Source organism: Niallia sp. MER 6, from assembly GCF_023714395.1.
Classification (GTDB): Bacteria; Bacillota; Bacilli; order Bacillales; family Cytobacillaceae; genus Niallia.
Window position 1 is genome coordinate 1 of the sequence record NZ_JAMAUK010000016.1, and the last position, 16870, is coordinate 16870.

General features: G+C 37.0%; 15 protein-coding genes and 1 other annotated feature. Of the genes, 8 read left to right on the top strand and 7 right to left on the bottom strand.

The genetic code is table 11. The annotated features are described in order from the left end of the window. The 3 genes from M3600_RS17640 to M3600_RS17650 form a co-directional block, all read left to right on the top strand. A partial coding sequence (locus tag M3600_RS17640; protein WP_251646968.1) for an IS3 family transposase occupies positions 1-168 on the top strand: 168 nt, incomplete at its 5' end. 469 nt (positions 169-637) lie between these two features. Beyond that, complete coding sequence (locus tag M3600_RS17645) at positions 638-3346, top strand: beta-glucosidase (RefSeq protein ID WP_251646898.1); 2709 nt, start codon at positions 638-640, stop codon at positions 3344-3346. Positions 3347-3439: 93 nt separating this feature from the next. After that, on the top strand, positions 3440-4921 hold the full coding sequence (locus tag M3600_RS17650; protein ID WP_251646901.1) for a glycoside hydrolase family 30 protein: 1482 nt from the start codon (positions 3440-3442) through the stop codon (positions 4919-4921). A gap of 143 nt (positions 4922-5064) precedes the next feature. Here M3600_RS17650 and M3600_RS17655 read toward each other — a convergent pair whose 3' ends face one another. From M3600_RS17655 to argS, 3 genes are all read right to left on the bottom strand, one after another. Continuing rightward, on the bottom strand, positions 5065-5391 hold the full coding sequence (locus M3600_RS17655) for a hypothetical protein (RefSeq protein WP_233315505.1): 327 nt from the start codon (positions 5389-5391) through the stop codon (positions 5065-5067). A 338-nt stretch (positions 5392-5729) separates the two neighbouring features. Continuing rightward, a complete protein-coding gene (locus tag M3600_RS17660; protein ID WP_251646903.1) occupies positions 5730-6029 on the bottom strand; it encodes a hypothetical protein in 300 nt (99 codons plus the stop codon). A 109-nt stretch (positions 6030-6138) separates the two neighbouring features. After that, positions 6139-7821 carry an arginine--tRNA ligase gene (gene argS / locus M3600_RS17665; protein ID WP_251646905.1) on the bottom strand — a complete coding sequence of 561 codons (1683 nt, stop codon included), beginning with the start codon at positions 7819-7821 and terminating at the stop codon, positions 6139-6141. A gap of 40 nt (positions 7822-7861) precedes the next feature. Further along, positions 7862-8086: a binding site (T-box leader), on the bottom strand. A 505-nt stretch (positions 8087-8591) separates the two neighbouring features. Here argS and M3600_RS17670 point away from each other — a divergent pair. Next, positions 8592-9698 carry a GGDEF domain-containing protein gene (locus tag M3600_RS17670; RefSeq protein ID WP_233315508.1) on the top strand — a complete coding sequence of 369 codons (1107 nt, stop codon included), beginning with the start codon at positions 8592-8594 and terminating at the stop codon, positions 9696-9698. A 45-nt stretch (positions 9699-9743) separates the two neighbouring features. Here the strand turns inward: M3600_RS17670 and bglH are convergent, their stop codons facing one another. After that, positions 9744-11153: an aryl-phospho-beta-d-glucosidase gene (gene bglH, locus M3600_RS17675; protein WP_251646906.1), complete on the bottom strand. Its 1410-nt coding sequence runs from the start codon at positions 11151-11153 to the stop codon at positions 9744-9746. Between the two features lie 22 nt (positions 11154-11175). Then, positions 11176-13101, bottom strand: a complete 1926-nt coding sequence (locus tag M3600_RS17680; protein WP_251646907.1) for a beta-glucoside-specific PTS transporter subunit IIABC — start codon at positions 13099-13101, stop codon at positions 11176-11178. A gap of 189 nt (positions 13102-13290) precedes the next feature. Here M3600_RS17680 and M3600_RS17685 point away from each other — a divergent pair, with 189 nt between their 5' ends. Continuing rightward, on the top strand, positions 13291-14112 hold the full coding sequence (locus tag M3600_RS17685) for an STAS domain-containing protein (RefSeq protein WP_233315511.1): 822 nt from the start codon (positions 13291-13293) through the stop codon (positions 14110-14112). 146 nt (positions 14113-14258) lie between these two features. Beyond that, complete coding sequence (locus M3600_RS17690) at positions 14259-15095, top strand: STAS domain-containing protein (RefSeq protein ID WP_233315512.1); 837 nt, start codon at positions 14259-14261, stop codon at positions 15093-15095. Positions 15096-15134: 39 nt separating this feature from the next. Here the strand turns inward: M3600_RS17690 and M3600_RS17695 are convergent, their stop codons facing one another. Together M3600_RS17695 and M3600_RS17700 are read right to left on the bottom strand one after the other, a co-directional pair. Further along, positions 15135-15266 carry a YuzL family protein gene (locus M3600_RS17695; RefSeq protein ID WP_233315513.1) on the bottom strand — a complete coding sequence of 44 codons (132 nt, stop codon included), beginning with the start codon at positions 15264-15266 and terminating at the stop codon, positions 15135-15137. 72 nt (positions 15267-15338) lie between these two features. Next, positions 15339-15830 (bottom strand): HIT family protein, encoded by a 492-nt coding sequence (locus M3600_RS17700; RefSeq protein WP_251646908.1) that lies wholly within the window; start codon positions 15828-15830, stop codon positions 15339-15341. A 274-nt stretch (positions 15831-16104) separates the two neighbouring features. Between M3600_RS17700 and M3600_RS17705 the strand changes: the two genes are divergently transcribed. Both M3600_RS17705 and M3600_RS17710 read left to right on the top strand, forming a co-directional pair. Next, on the top strand, positions 16105-16479 hold the full coding sequence (locus tag M3600_RS17705) for a DUF2089 domain-containing protein (protein ID WP_233315515.1): 375 nt from the start codon (positions 16105-16107) through the stop codon (positions 16477-16479). Then, positions 16480-16869, top strand: a complete 390-nt coding sequence (locus M3600_RS17710; protein WP_233315516.1) for an SHOCT-like domain-containing protein — start codon at positions 16480-16482, stop codon at positions 16867-16869. Position 16870: the final 1 nt, after the last annotated feature.

Consider the following 16870-nt stretch of genomic DNA (forward strand, 5'->3'; position numbering starts at 1 on the left):
TTTGGCCATCTTAAAGATGAAACCTCTATTAAAACATGTACAAGTTTAGATGAAGTAAAAAAGGAAATCAAACAATATATGATTTATTACAATTACTATAGATACCAATGGAACTTAAAAAAGATGATCCCTGTTCAATACAGAGATCATCTTCTTACAGCAGCATAGACTTTTTATAAAATGTCCTTTACAAAGGGTACACTTTAATCTTGACCTTGGTTCTCTTTTTTATATCTCTCCCATTTTTCCGTAATAATATTACAAATCTAAACACCAATATTTCTTAAAATGACGCTTATTTTTTATTGTTACATTCTGTTGTCTAAGCTATTGCTAATATTTCAGAATAGTTTGTCATAATTATGTAATTCACTTTTTTCAATAGATATTTGGTCATTTTCTCTGTAACCGTCACTCATTCCTTTATTTACAAATTTCGCAGGAGAATCAGATGATGTTCCTTCAACAATCTTCCTTTTCTTAGCCAAAATCTCACTTTTTCCTCTCTTAAAAATTACAACATTCTCTCTATGGTCTTTCTGACTCACTCCGCTATGATGTTAGGTGTTCAAGCGGTAGGCCAAACTAATTAGAGACAAATATTACAAGGCCTACTCAATATAAAAAAAGGAGTGAAATGATGGCTTTATTATCAGAGGGGAAACGCAAACTGACAAAAGCTAGCATCTTATTTACAATGGTGCTCGGTCTTGCAGCGCCTCCATTGGAAACATCTGCTGAAGAGTTTTCATGGATGGACAAGAGTCTTTCTGCTGAGGAAAGAACTCAAACTTTAGTAGAAGCTATGACATTGGAGGATAAAGTAGACTTTATTACTGGCAATGTTAACAACTATTACGGATTTTATAACGAAGGATTAGAGAAATACGGTATTCCTGCCTTACAAATGGCAGATGGGCCTCTAGGTGTCCGCATTGCCAATCCTGAAATTCAAAACAAACAATCAACTGCTTTGCCTTCCGCAATCGGCCTTGCAGCAACATGGAATACGGAGACAGCAGAAGAATATGGTGATTTGATTGGAAATGAAGCATTCAATACAACACATAATGTTATGCTTGGCCCTGGGCTAGATATTGCCCGCAATCCTTTCGGGGCAAGAAACTTTGAATCTTTAGGTGAGGATCCATACTTACAAGGACAAATGGCATCTAGTTATGTAAATGCCATTCAAAGCAATAATGTCTTGGTAACAGCCAAGCATTACTTATTGAACAATCAAGAAAAGGACCGCTTTACAAGCGACTCTCAAGCTAGTGAACGAGCAATCAATGAAATCTATGCAAGCCCTTTTGCAAGCGTCATTGAAAATGCTGATTTAGGAAGTGTTATGTGCTCTTTCAATAAAGTAAATGGCGTTTATGCATGCGAAAATCCTGATTTACTGACTGATTTGTTAAGAGACAGCTTAAACTTTGAAGGTTTCGTGATGAGTGACTACGGAGCTAATGTCAGCACAGCTGAGTCAATTAATGCAGGACTCGACTTAGAAACACCAGGTGAGCCTTTTGGAGTATGGGGCGAAGAGCTCTTGCAGGCTGTGAAGGATGGAAAAGTAAGTGAAGAAACAGTTAATCAAAGTGCATACCGAATTCTTTACCAAATGTTTGATAAAGGATTATTCGATAACCCAACACAAAACAACCCAATCGATGTGGCCGCACATGGCGAAATCGCCCGACAAATAGCTGCAGAAACGATGGTGTTACTGCAAAATAAGAAGGACATTTTGCCATTAAATACAGATAAGCTGGATTCAATTGCTGTTATTGGACCTGATGCTGATACTGCATCAGCAGCTGGCGGAGGAAGCTCCCTAGTTAATCCAACATATACAGTAAGTCCGCTAGAAGGTATTAAGAATCGTGCAGGAGCAGATGTACAAGTTGAATATGCGCCTGGTACAGATTCCATCAGTGCTGGAGATATCTTACCAGGTCCTGATGCCGTTCCATCTTCTTTCTTAATGCCAGAGGCTGATTCTGATGAAAATGGATTAAAAGCTGAATACTGGTCTAATAAGAACATGGAAGGAAATCCAGAATATGAGCATACTGCTAAACAAGTAAACTTAAATCTTGGTTTCTATAACTATGAAGGTTTTAATGCACAATCTTCAAAATTGGACAGCCTGCCAACAAGCTTAAACGGCATGATGTCTGCAAGATACACTGGTGTAATCAATGTTCCAAAGTCTGGAGAGTATAACCTTTCTACGACAAGCTATGGTTCAAGCAAAGTGTATCTTGATGGAACTCTAGTGATTGATAACGCTGGAGAACAATTGAATACAATTGAAAAAACAGTTACTCTGGAAGCAAACAAAAATTATGATGTAAAAATCGAGTATAAAACGGACTACAAAGAAGCGTCTGGAAATGATAATGGCGGTCAATTACGCTTTGGCTGGGAAGCTGCAGACAATATTGTTGACGAAAATATTGCTGATGCTGTTGACTTAGCGAAAAAATCAGATGCAGCTGTTATTGTAACAAGAACATATGATAGTGAAGGTTATGTAGATCGTTCGGACATGGAACTGCCTAATAACCAAGAACAGTTAATTAAAGAAGTAGCGAAGGTAAATAAAAATGTCGTAGTTGTCAATGAAAGCGGCATTGCAGTTAAAATGGGAGACTGGAAAAACAAGGTCGAATCGATCGTGCAAGCATGGTATCCAGGTCAAGAACAAGGAAATGCGATTGCTGATGTATTATTCGGCGATGTAAACCCTTCTGGAAAACTGCCAGTCACATTCCCTGTCGATGAAGATTCCACACCAGTTTCTTCAGAGGAACAATATCCTGGCATTGACGAAGCTGTTAAGTATTCAGAGGATATTTTTGTTGGCTACCGCGGCTATGAGCAATCTGGCATTGAAGCAGCCTTCTCCTTTGGACATGGCTTGTCTTATACAGATTTCAAGTATAACAAGTTAAAAACAAAGGTGAAAGGTACAAAGAAATCTACTGAACCAACAGTTGAAGTTACATTAAACTTAAAAAATACAGGTGATGTTACAGGCTCTGAGGTTGTCCAAGTTTATACTGGAAAGCTTCCTACTAATGTAGAGACAGCTCCTAAACAATTGGCAGGCTTCAGTAAGGTTGAGCTGAAACCTGGAAAAGAGAAGAAAGTGACCATTAAACTGGATGCAAAAGCCTTCTCTTATTATGATGAAAAGAAAAACGAATGGGTTACTCCTTCAGGTAATGTGCCTGTTTATGTGGGCAGCTCTTCCAGTGACATTCGTCTAAAAGGCAGTGTTACTATTTCTAAATCAACAAGCAAGCAGTTAAACAAAGCTAACAATACTAAAAACTAATAACAAACAACAACAAAGATAAAAAAGATAATCGAAAAGAAAATCCCCACAAAAAAGCTTTGTGGGGATCTTTTTTCAGGAGGAACTAAATTTATGATTAAATACAAAATATGGACGTTCCTGTTGCTGCTTATGCTCCTGCTAGCACTGCTTATCTTTGCATATATGAACCCTGTTAACAAGACGAGTAACCAAAAGACAGTGGACGAAACAGAAGTATTGGTCTGGCAGACGACAGGTGATCAGGCAGATTTACTAGAGAAAAAGGATTCCCTGTATTTTTCAAATCAGCACTCCCCTTCTCTCCCTACTGTAGCAATTGAGCCGAATACTGCCTATCAACAAATGGACGGGTTTGGTGCTGCTGTAACTGGATCAACTGCCTATTTGCTACAGAATGAAGATGATTCTGAGCGAAACAGCATTTTAACGGACTTATTTACAAGCAAGGGAATTAATCTATCAATAGTCAGGCATACTATTGGCTCTTCCGATTTTTCTGTCGATGTCAATGGAAATCCAAGCAGTTATACGTATAACGACACAAACGGTGAACCAGATTATGATATGAACTATTTTTCTATCAAAAAAGACAAGGATGTTGTAGGGAGTCTGCAAGATATTCTCACATTAAATAAAGATATTCAAGTCTTGGGTACGCCTTGGAGTGCACCTGCCTGGATGAAATTCGGTGAAAAAACGTTGAATGGCTGGTATTTAGATTATACGAATGACAAAGTGTATAAAGCTTATGCTGATTACTTTGTTCGTTATGTTAAAGCATATAAAAGCAACGGAATAGATATTTCTGCCGTTACCATTCAAAATGAGCCAGAATTCACTTCAGCTAACTACCCTTCTATGAGTATGGGTGCCGAGGAGCAGGCTAAATTCATTGGACAGTATTTAGGTCCAGCTTTTCAGGCAAATAACTTGGAGACAAAAATCATAGGGTTTGATCATAATTGGGACAGTGCTGTCCAATACACAAGTGCATTATTTGAAGACAGTACAGCTGCAGAGTATATCGATGGAACTGCTTTCCACTGCTACGAAGGAACTCCTGCTGCTATGGCACAAATTCATGAAAATTTTCCTTCTAAACATATTTATCTTACTGAATGCAGTTCAGGTAAATGGAGTGAAAGCTTTGCTGATAATTTCAGCTGGCAGATGAGCAATCTTATGATTGGCGGCCCGCGCAATTGGGCAAAAGCTGTGCTAATGTGGAATATCGCACTAGATGAAAATAACGGTCCTGTAAACGGAGGCTGCAGTATATGTACAGGGTTGTTAACAATAGACAAAAAAACAGGGACTACAACGAAAAATGCAGAATACTATGCCCTTGGACATGCCAGCAAATTTGTCCAGCCTCATGCAGTAAGAATTTATTCATCCAATTTTCCAGGCACTATTGAAACGGTTGCTTACCAAAATCCAGACAAATCTATTATCCTCCTAGCACTGAATCCTATGGATAAGGAGAAAAGCTTTCAAATCGAGACTAACGGCACTTACTTTACTTACAGTCTTTCTCCCAAAAGTGCTGTCACATTCTCTTGGCAACCTTAATAGAAGATAGAAAAAGGTGCATTTCCATGAAATGCACCTTTTTAATAGAGGAATTTCATAAGATTTGAGGGTGTAAAGAAGAAAACATTAGGAAGGAAAGTTCCTAACATCATTTATTCAAATTACTTAATTTTTCTTAAATGTTACTCTTTTGGATATGAAGCACCTGGAGCTACAAATTTAGCTTCTTTAACAGGAATGCGGAATAGCACTCCGTTAGACAAGATTAACGCAAGGATATCTTTTTTGTCTTTCACAAGTCCTTGGAAATAACCATAGATGGAAGCATAGTAAGCATTGTCTGTATAAACAGTTACAGGTGTGCCAATAGCAATACCTGCAAAGCGGCCCATTTTTGCAATCGGAATATATGCAGCGAGTACCATCATTTCTTCTGCAGTTTCTTCCTCTTCTTCTGGCACTTCTGGCTCTTCAGGTTCAGGGAATACAGGTTTTTTAATTTTAGCCATAATATCTTCTCCTTTTATATAAAAAATGGTGGAAGGCTATAAACTAGTAAAATTGGCTTGTCCATTTTTTTGTAGTTAACAAAAATTCTTTTAAAATGTAGATGTAGCCTTCTTATATCAAACTGATTTTCACGGCGTTCTTTCCTATCACCAATGAATTCTTATTTACAATTACAGTATATTAACGCTCCCCCTTTGCAGAAACCGCATTTCCCCATAGACACATCCATTTTTTTGAAAATAGTAAAAGAACATAAAATTTAATTCATATAAAGAAACTGTCTAGCAGCATATATCCCTATCATTTTCCTTTTTTTGATAGGGTATAATTTATCTCTTTAGATAGTACGTTTCCTTCCCTTTGCTAATTGCTTATTCAGCAGTTTCAAAAACCTTTCTTGCGTTTTTGTGCTGTTCTCCAGTCTTTTCACGCGAAATGGACTGTCCAAATAGTGGCGTATCTTATAATTTGTTATAAATAATTTCCGATATTTTTCCTCTGCAAATAGTTGTTGAAACCAAACCAGTTGATTTAATTTCTCTATGTGAGAATCAACTCTTCTCGTATCGAGAGTTCTCTGATTAGACATAGAACCCATCATCGCAATTATTAGATCCATGATATAGGATAATCTCATGTTTTTTACCTCCTTAATGATAATTAGTATGGTCCTTAAATTAGGAAAAAAACGAAATAAAAGGCAGGAAAGCTGCACTGCCTCCTGCCTTAAGTACTCCAATATACACTTACATTTCCTCTGGTGCTTTTAACCCTAACAGCCGGAGACCTTCTTTCAAAACCATTCTCACTGCATATACAAGTGTTAATCTTTGTTGCTTAAGGTTTTCATCATCTAAAATGCGTACAGTTCCGTAATACTTATTAAAAGCTCTCGCTAGTTCCACAACATATTTAGCAATTTGAGACGGATCATAATCTTCCAGTGATTTTTTGACTGTTTCCGGAAAAGCATTTAACGTCATAATAATGGACCATGCTTCTTCCTCTTGAGTCCCTAAAGCTGCTGCCTCTGCTTTAAAATTACCCTTTTTCAGCAACGAAGCAGCCCGGGCATGGCTGTATTGTACGTACGGCCCAGTTTCTCCCTCAAACTTCAACATATCTTCGAGAGAAAACTCAATGTCGTTTTGGCGGAAGTTCTTTAAATCATGAAAGATAACTGCACCTGTACCAACTTGTTTAGCGATTTCCTCTTTGTTGCTAAGATTAGGATTTTTCAGTTTAATATCTTCCAATGCAAGGGAGATGGCACATTTTAGCACTTCTTCTAATAGAACAACCTTCCCTTTTCGCGTTGACATTTTTTTGCCCTCTTTAAGCATCATGCCAAAAGAAACATGCTTCATTCCTTGCTGCCATTTGTTTCCCATCTTATCTAACAGAGCAAATAATTGCTTAAAATGCAATGTTTGTTCATTGCCGACAACATATAGTGCTTGATCAAAGTGATATGTTTCCTGCCGGTAAATCGCTGCTGCTAAATCACGGGTTGCATACAGTGTTGCTCCGTCCCTTTTTTTAATTAAGGATGGAGGCATGCCTTCAAGAGGAACTAATTGTGCTCCGTCTGATTCTTGAAGCAGATTCAGTTCTTCAAGTTTTCGGATAACCTTATCCATCTTGTCATTAAAAAACGCCTCCCCGTCAAAGGTATCAAAGTGAATACCCATTAATTCATAAATTTTTGTGAATTCCTGTAAGGATTCAGCCCGAAACCATTCCCACAAAGCCACTGCTTCTGGATCAGCCTGTTCTAATTTTTTAAACCAATGCCGAGCATCACTCTCTAAGTCAGGGGATTGAAGCGCTTCTTCATGAAATTTCACATACAATTTCAACAGCTCTCTTATGGGCTGCTGCTTTACCTCTTCCTCATTGCCCCATAGTTTATATGCAAGTATTAATTTTCCAAATTGCGTTCCCCAGTCGCCTAAATGGTTAATTCTAATTGTGCGGTATCCACATTTTTCAGAAATTAATGCTAAAGCATTCCCAATTACTGTTGAACGTAAATGTCCCATTGAAAAAGGCTTCGCAATATTGGGAGAAGAAAAATCAATTGTCATTACCTTGTTTGTGCCAATACTTAAATCCCCGTATTGCGCTTTTTTGTTAAGCACCTGTTCCAAGACTGCCTGTGACACTTTGTTTTTATTCAAAAACACATTTAAGTAGCCGCCAACAGCTTCCACTTTTTCAAACTTTGATGCCTTCATTTTTGGAACTAATTCCTGAGCTATACTTTGGGGCGATTTTCGGAATACTTTTGCCAATTCAAAACAAGGAAAAGCCAAGTCTCCTAAATTTGCAAACTTCGGGTTTTCCATCATAAAAATTAGCTTGCCTTTATTAATTTCTCCACCTAAAGCCTCAAAAAGAATTTCAGCAAATTCACCTTTAATGTCCATTTCTTTCCCTCCAAATAAAAAGCTCCCGTCTCTTATATAAATAAGAGACGGGAGCTTTAATATTATCCCGTGGTACCACTCTAATTGTTTTCCAAAATGAAAAACCACTCCAGTTTTTAACGAGGCATTCCCCGGCATTCCCTATTTGATTTTTCAGGAATGCATCTCAAAAGTGCGGTTCATCAATTGCTTCATGCCAAGCTCCCACCATTCTTGACTCGCTTTACTCTCCACAACTGACTACTCTCTTCATCTTCGATTTTCTTAATATTATGGTTATTATATCCAATTATTAAGAAATAGCAACCATTTTTTTCATCTAATCGAAAAATTCTTTACATAATTTGCATCACTATCTCACTTCTTTTGTCGAAGCTCTTCCATCATTCTTACAGTTATTGCATAATAATTATTAGGTCTACAAATGAAAGGATAGTTGGATGATTCAAATTGAACTGATTTGCCATGAACTGAAACGATTAATGGACGATTACTATAAATGTGAAGATCCTGCAATCAAGCAACAAATACATCATGATATTAAGCTTTTAAGCGAAGGGCTGTTCCTAAGTGACCTCCCTGAAGTTTTATTAAAGACTATTAAATGAGTCAGCCCGATGGATAATTCCACCGGGATTTTTTCTTGCTTAGCATAAAGGTAAGCTTCCTCGTATTGATATGTAAGCACCATTAAAACTACCAAAAAGTTTGGTGAAAAGTACTAGTTACAAAACGGCTCTTGTTATGGTAAATTAGCTGTGGTGATAATTATGATATTAAAAGAACTGTTCGCAAATTTTGCCATTTTGACATCACTTATTTTTTTATATACACAACTTTTGAAAACACCATTAAATCGTAATTCTAATATGAACTATAAAATTTTTGCTGGGATAGTTGCCGGTATCTCGTCTGATATATTAATGTTTTACAGTATCCATATTGGCGATTCCATCTTTGATTTGAGACATATCCCTATTATTTTGGTGGGTTTCTATGGCGGTTTTATTCCCGTAACCATATCTTTGTTGTTCTTTATTGTCGGAAGGCTGTTAATAGGAATAAGTGTGACATCTTTAATAGCAATAGGGTATATCACGATTGTGTCATTATTTGCAGTCCTGTTTTCTCCTAAATCAAAAGGCAGCTTGCAGGTGAAAATTGCAATTCTTTTAACTACTAACAATATTATCTTGTCAGTTACGGCTGTTTTTCTAGTTGAAAGCACAGCAGCACTGTATGTCCTCCTTCCTATTTATTGGATCGCCTCTTATGCTGCCGGCATCCTTGCCTTTTATATGCTGGAGCTATTAAGAAAAAAGACAATACTATTTGAGAAGTATAAATTAGAGTCAACAACTGATGGACTGACTGGCTTAAATAACGTTAGGAAATTTGATGAGGTTTTTAATTCACTCGCTGAAAGTGTTGGGCAAAAAGGAGAAAAGCTTTCTTTTTTGTATATCGATATTGATTTCTTCAAGCATATTAACGACAATTACGGACATGGCGATGGAGATATCGTATTAAAAGCATTAGGAAATCTCCTCCATAATACAACCCGTTCTTTCGACATCGTGAGCAGAAATGGCGGAGAAGAATTTTCGGTTATTTTATTAGATTGTTCGCTCGAAAGGGCTTACGAAATTGGTGAGCGCATCAGGAAAATCGTCGAAAATACACCATTTATTATTAGCTCGAATGAGACCATAAACATTACAGTGTCAATCGGTGCAGCAAGCTTCCCTGAAACAACGGATAATATTTGCTCCCTTATAGAAGAAGCGGATAAAGCCTTGTATCAAGCAAAAAGAACAGGAAGAAACAAGGTCTGCATCAATCAGGATGTTAATACTGTTCCTGTTTTAACAGTGTAAACAATCAGGACCCTATCTCTATTCTAGGGTCCTAATCTTTATGCGTTACAATACTTCTCCATTCGATTCAAGCACTTGTTTATACCAATAAAAGCTCTTTTTTCTTAGTCGCTCATTCGAGCCTTTTCCTTCACTGTCTTTATCTACATAAATAAAGCCATATCGCTTCTTCAGCTCTGCTGTAGAGGCACTGACTAAATCAATTGGACCCCAGGAGGTATAACCCATTATTTCTACACCATCACCAATTGCATTTTTCATTTCATAAATATGCTTCCGTAGGTAGTCAATTCGATAATCATCTTGAATGGTACCGTCTTCCTCCAGCTTGTCCACTGCACCAAGTCCGTTCTCAACAATGAATAATGGCTTTTGATAGCGGTCATACAGCTGGTTGCAGACTGTTCTTAATCCGACCGGATCAATTTGCCAGCCCCATTCAGATGATTCTAAATAAGGGTTTTTTACGCCTTCAAATAAATTGCCAGATGCCTTGCCTGCTTGATGTTCGGGGTCTGTGCTAGCTACAAATGACATATAATAGCTGAATCCGATATAATCAACCGTATAATCTTGTAAAAGCTCCAAATCCCCTGTATCCATTTCAATGTTAATGCCATTATCAGCAAAATAATTCGTCATATAAGTTGGATAGTATCCTCGAGACTGAACATCTGAAAAGAACAATGTCTTTCTGTCTTGAGTTAAAGCAGCAAACATATCTTCTGGTTTTGAACTGTATGGATAAGTTATCATTGAAGCAATCATACAGCCAATCTGCGATTCCGGAATTTCCTCATGACCTGCTTTCACAGCCAGGGCACTTGCTACAAACTGATGGTGTGCCGCTTGGTAAATGTCTTGTTCATTTTTAACGCCATCCTTAAACAATAGACCGCCTCCAGTAAATGGAGCATGCAGCAGTACATTGATTTCGTTAAAAGTCATCCAATATTTAACCTTATTGCGGTACCGCTTGAAAATAGTTTTCGCAAATTTTTCATAATAGCTTACAACTTGCCGGTTTTTCCAGCCGCCATATTTTTCAACAAGGTTAAGCGGCATCTCATAGTGGGAAATCGTTACAACTGGTTCTATATTATGTCTTCGCAATTCATCAATCATGTCATCATAGAATTGAAGTCCGTTTTCGTTAGACTGCTGGTCATCTCCATTAGGAAATATCCGCGACCATGCAATGGAAAAACGAAATGCTTTAAAGCCCATTTCCGCAAACAAAGCAATATCCTCTTTATACTTATGATAAAAATCAATACCTTCATGATATAAATTAAATTTTTCCATCGAGAAATCAGGTGGACTCATGATTCCATTAGGAGAAACATCTGCTGTCGATAAACCTTTGCCATCCTCCTGATAAGCACCCTCCAACTGATTTGCAGCAACAGCACCGCCCCACAAAAAACCGTCTGGAAATTGCACAGACCTGCTCATTTTCATCACCTCTGTTCATTATTTAAGCTTTTATTTTTGTTTCTATTAATTGTTCTCCAACTTTTGTTTGCTTTTGTTCGGTTGGTGTTATTTGTTCAAAATCTCCTTGGTTTGTCACAATCACAGGTGTAGAAACAACATAGCCTGCTTTTTTGATTTCCGTTAAGTCGAAATCAATTAACAGCTGACCTTTTTTTACTCTCGTTCCATGGCTGACATGTGCGGTAAAAAACTTGCCATTTAATTCAACCGTATCCATCCCAACATGGATTAAGATTTCTGAACCATTGTCAGAAGTGATTCCAATTGCATGGTTTGTAGGAAAAAGCGCTGTGACAGTACCATCTACTGGAGAATATACTTTACCTTCAGAAGGTTCAATTGCAACCCCTTGACCTAACGCTCCTGATGCAAATGCTTCATCTTTAAGCAAAGATAATGATAAGACTTCGCCGTTTATCGGACTATATATAACCTCATCAGCGAGCTTAACTGCTGGCGGTTCCTCTTTATTTGCCTGGTTGTTAGCCGTCGTATCTGCTGTTTCTGTTTTAGAATTGCCAAACAAATACGTTAAAATGAATGCTAAGATAAAGCCGACAATAATGGCAATAACAGCACCCCAGAAGGCAAAAGTTATGCCAGCTTTTGGATCAATATAAGTAGGAATTCCGAAGATTCCCAACCCTCCGACCATATATATTTGCGACTTGGCAAAGCCAAGAATTCCTCCGCCGACAGCCGCTGCAATACAGCTGATAATAAATGGTTTTTTTAATGGCAACGTTATTCCGTAAATGGCAGGCTCTGTAACCCCGAATATGCCGGAAATGAATGCAGGAATGCTTAATGTTTTATATTTTTGCTGTTTTGTTCTTAACCATACACCAAGCACAGCACCAATTTGTGCAAAAGATGCAGCAAACATCGTGCCGAGTATCGGATCTGCTCCGTGCACAGTCAGGTTGTTAATCGCAATCGGCACAAGCCCCCAATGCAGGCCGAAAATAACAAAAACCTGCCATAATCCGCCGACGAAAATACCGGCAATAATTGGACTGAGATTATATAGCCAAAGTGTAGCTTGTCCAATTAATACACCTGCCCAAGTGGCAATCGGTCCAATCACTAAAAACGTTATCGGCACTGCGATTAAAAGTGTAAAGAATGGAACTAAGAAGGTTTTAACAACATCTGGAATAATTTTTTTAAAAAACTTCTCCAGCTTCACTCCAAAATAAGCGGCTAGGATGATCGGTATTACAGAAGAAGCATAGCTCATTAATATAACAGGCACCCCTAAAAACGTAATAAATACTGGTGACTGAAACACAGTGCCTGAAAATAATGTAGTAATCGGTGTACCTGTCGTTAACGTTGTTAAGGTCGGATAAACAAGGGAAGCACCTATTACCATCCCAATAAAAGTTGTGCCACCAAACTTTTTGCTGGCTGTATACCCTAGGAATATCGGGAAGAAATAAAATAAGGAATCACCGAGTGCATTTAATATTTGATAAGTTCCAGATGTTGCCTCAAGCCAGCCTAATGCTAAAAATAACGCATTAAACCCCTTGATCATCCCGGTTGCTGCCAAAACACCTAGTACAGGTGTAAAGATGCTGGAAATAATATCAATGAATTGATTAAATATCCCTTGCTTTTCTCCGCCTCCGTTATCTTCAGACGACGATTGTGTATTAAGCCCGCCAACCTCCACTACCGCCTTATATACGTCTGGAACGTGATTTCCGATGACCACCTGATACTGGCCACCGCTTTTCATAACAGTTACTACACCTTCCATATTTTTAATTATATCGGTCTGAGCCTTGCTTTCATCTTTTAACTTGAAGCGCAAGCGAGTAATACAATGAACAACGCTGTTGACATTTTCTTTACCTCCAACATTTGCAATAATATCCTTTGCCAACTGTTCATATTTCATTAATTCCACCTACTTTCCTTTATTGGGTAACTCATATATTTATTGTGTTGCAAAGATAGGAAGCCTATCCTTCCCCTAAAATATTTTGGTAATGAAACAATAATTGCTCTCCAAGCAGTATTTTATATATAATGATTTATAGATAAAGGGGTACATATTAATTAACAAAGCCAAGAGGAGTAGTTAAAAATGAATCCAATTAATAATATTAAAGATGAAGTAAAGATATTTATTAATGAAAATGGGGATAAGTTTGAAAGCAAATTGCTTACGGAAGCAGTTAATGTCTCAACAAAAATTACGGATATCTTAAATAAGGGAAACATCGATTTATTAAAAAACGCCAAAAAAATGACATTTTTCGTTATGGACGAAAAAGAGGAAGAATTGGTTTCTTTTGCTAAAGTCGAAGGAATTGCTTGGGCAAAGCACTCATTAACTTTAGAGTTAAAACTGGAGTGGGTGCAGGCAATTAGAAGAACAATATGGCATTTTATCTATATTATTGATGAACAGCAGAATATAATATCAGACCGCAATAATTTTTATATCTTAGAAAAAAGCATAAATGAAAAAATGGATAAATTCTTAAACAGCTTCTTTCTTAATTACTCAAACTTTAAAGATGAAATGCTATATAGACAAAGAGAAATGGTAGAACATTTGTCTGTTCCAATCATTCCAGTTAAGCAATCTGTTTCAGTATTACCTCTTATTGGAGCAATTGATTCGTATCGAATTAGAGTGATTGAAGAAAAGGTATTAAATGATATTGCAGATTCAAGAATTCAAACACTCATCATTGACCTTTCCGGGATTGCGAGAATGGAAATGGATGTGATTGATTACTTTGAAAAGATTTTAGCTGGAATCTCCATGATGGGCTGTAAGGCAATCCTTACAGGACTTAGACCTGAACTTGTCAAAAAAATGGTTCATGCAGGCATCCGCTTCGAAAAAGATGCGGAAACACGAGGTACACTGCAAGATACATTAAAAACCTATTTGTAAAATTATTTTACCATCCCCCATTAAGGGGGATTTTGTTTTACAATGCAGTAAAAATACATGATCACCACCCAATACTTTAGACGGATGAACTCAGATAGTGTAAAATTCTATGGACAACCTATAATTGCACCAACAGGAGGATTGAAATGTATTCAAATAATGAACTTTATCATTTTTTTGTAAAAAAAACATGGCAAATAACAGAAGACTGGTATGAAAGTCTAGATAAATCCAATAGCAGCGGAGTTTATGCTTCTAATGATCCAGAAATCATTAAAGGCGTGAAGCAACAAAACTATGAGTTCCACGAGAACTTTGCAGAAGTATTTCGTAAGGAAGAAGGAAAATTTTCAGCTGATTTTGAACAGTGGATACTTAAGGTAGCGCAGGATCAGGAACATTCGCAAACCCCGATTCATTTTATCATCCGCGAATTTCACAGAACGCAAAAGCAGTACCTTGATTTAATGACAGAATTTATCGAGGAACATAAAGATAATCTTGCCGTAAGCGAAATACATACAATATATCAGGTTGTTACAGAAACAATGGCTAATGTGATTGAATGGTTTACAAAAGAGTATAATCGCAACTCCGAAAAAAGACTGCATGCTCAGCAGGAGTTAATTCTTGAACTCAGCACACCTGTTATTGCCTTAAATAACCAAACAGCATTATTGCCATTAGTTGGGGAGATTGACACAGCACGTGCGAAAATCCTACTTGAGAAAACGTTAGAGCAATGCAACCGTTTAGGAGTAAACAGATTGCTTCTTGACCTTTCCGGTGTAGTCATTATTGATACAATGGTTGCACATCAAATCTTTCAACTAATCGAAGCATTATCATTAATCGGCGTTAAAACCGACCTTTCTGGCATTCGTCCTGAAGTTGCTCAAACCGCTATTCAGCTCGGTTTAAAATTCGATAATATCTCAGTCAATTCCTCTCTCGCAAATGCCATCAAGTTGGCGAATATCTAAAAAACAGACGGAGTCCGTCTGTTTTTTCTTCATCCAATATTAAGATTGTTTTTGCTTCTTTCGCGAAGAATCAGACTTTCTGTTCCCCGTTTCTTTCATTGTAGTACCTTGTCCTTGAACATTTGTAGAACCTAAACCAATTGTTGATGGATCAGCTTTTCTGTTAGACACTGTATTCACCTCCAACTATATTGTTCCGCAAATCGTGTATGTTATGAGATTTGTTTCGTAATGTACTAATTCCTAAACATCATTATTTAGCTCTTTCCTGAGAGAATTAATTGCAGCCATTACCTCATCTATATTTTCTTTATTATTCATTTCGTTTCTAGCATAAAGTAAGATTGGTCTTACTGATTCAATGGAACTTCCAAAGCCCGCCATCCAATCATACCTTGGGACCATCCAAGTATGAAAATGATGTGCTGTGTCATCATTATAAAAATAATAAACATACTCTATTCCCAAAACTTTCCTTTGAGCATGCCTAATCTTTGACAAGGTCTTTATATAATCTAACTGCTCTTGGTCCGTTAGTTCATCGAAGCATTTTATATGCCGCTTAGAAGCTAATATCATTAACCCTTTAATTGGATAAGCAACATCTTGATGTGCGTGAAAATGTTCAGTTTCATATACTGCACCACCATCTGGTTCAATTATTCCGCTTGTTAAGGCACAGCTTAAACATTCAACTTCAACAGTGGTGCCGTTAGATAAGGTTATATTCTTCATTAGAATCCCCCTATTATGATAACCTTCTATTTCACCGGATAAAGATTATTTCTAGATTCCTTCCTATAACCCCTTCTCCTTTCACTAAATTTACCAATTCAAATAAAACAACCCAAGTTAAAATTAAAATCCACACACTAAAATAAAATTATTTAATATTTAAATTGAATATATTAAACTAATTAAGTTATTTTTTTTGTTTATTTAATTTTATTGTTTATTTTATTTAATTATTAATGTATGATTGCATTATAAATAAAAAAAGGAGGGAATTATGGCTTATCCTCTTATTTCAGAGTGCCCTGTTTGTGCAAAGCAATTAAAAATTACCCGGCTACAGTGTACTCATTGTCATACCACTATCGAAAATGAATTCGAACTTTCTAATTTTGCAAATCTTAACAAAGAACAGCTCAGCTTTATCGAGACTTTCTTAAAATGCCGCGGAAATATAAAAGAGGTTGAAAAAGACCTTGGTATTTCTTATCCAACTGTCCGCGGGAAATTAGATGATATTATCTCTTCTCTTGGTTATTCTACCACTAAGAAAGCAGATAAAATTGATCGTAAAAAAGTAATCTTAATGCTGGAAAAAGGCGAAATAACTGCTGAAGAAGCAATTGAATTATTAAATGGGGAGGAATCCTAAATGAGCGAAGAAATTTCAAGAGTTTTAACAATGGTTGAAGAAGGTAAGCTGAGTAAAGACAAAGCTGCTGAATTAATTGATGCCCTGCAAGGAAAAGACAACAAGGTCAATCTACAAAAACATACCTCAGCCTCCTATTTAAACAAAATGCTAAAGATCCGTGTTACTTCGGAAAACGGGGATAATGTCAACGTTAATCTGCCAATTAAACTTATAAAAGCTGTCTTAAATGTAGGCTCTAGTATTGCGGAGAGAATTCCCCAATCCGAAAAATATGTGAAGGATATTGACATTGCACTGTTAATAGATGCAATTGATAATGAATTGGACGGACAAATTGTAGATGTTACAGCAGCAAATGGTGACAAAGTATTGGTTACAGTTGAGTAAT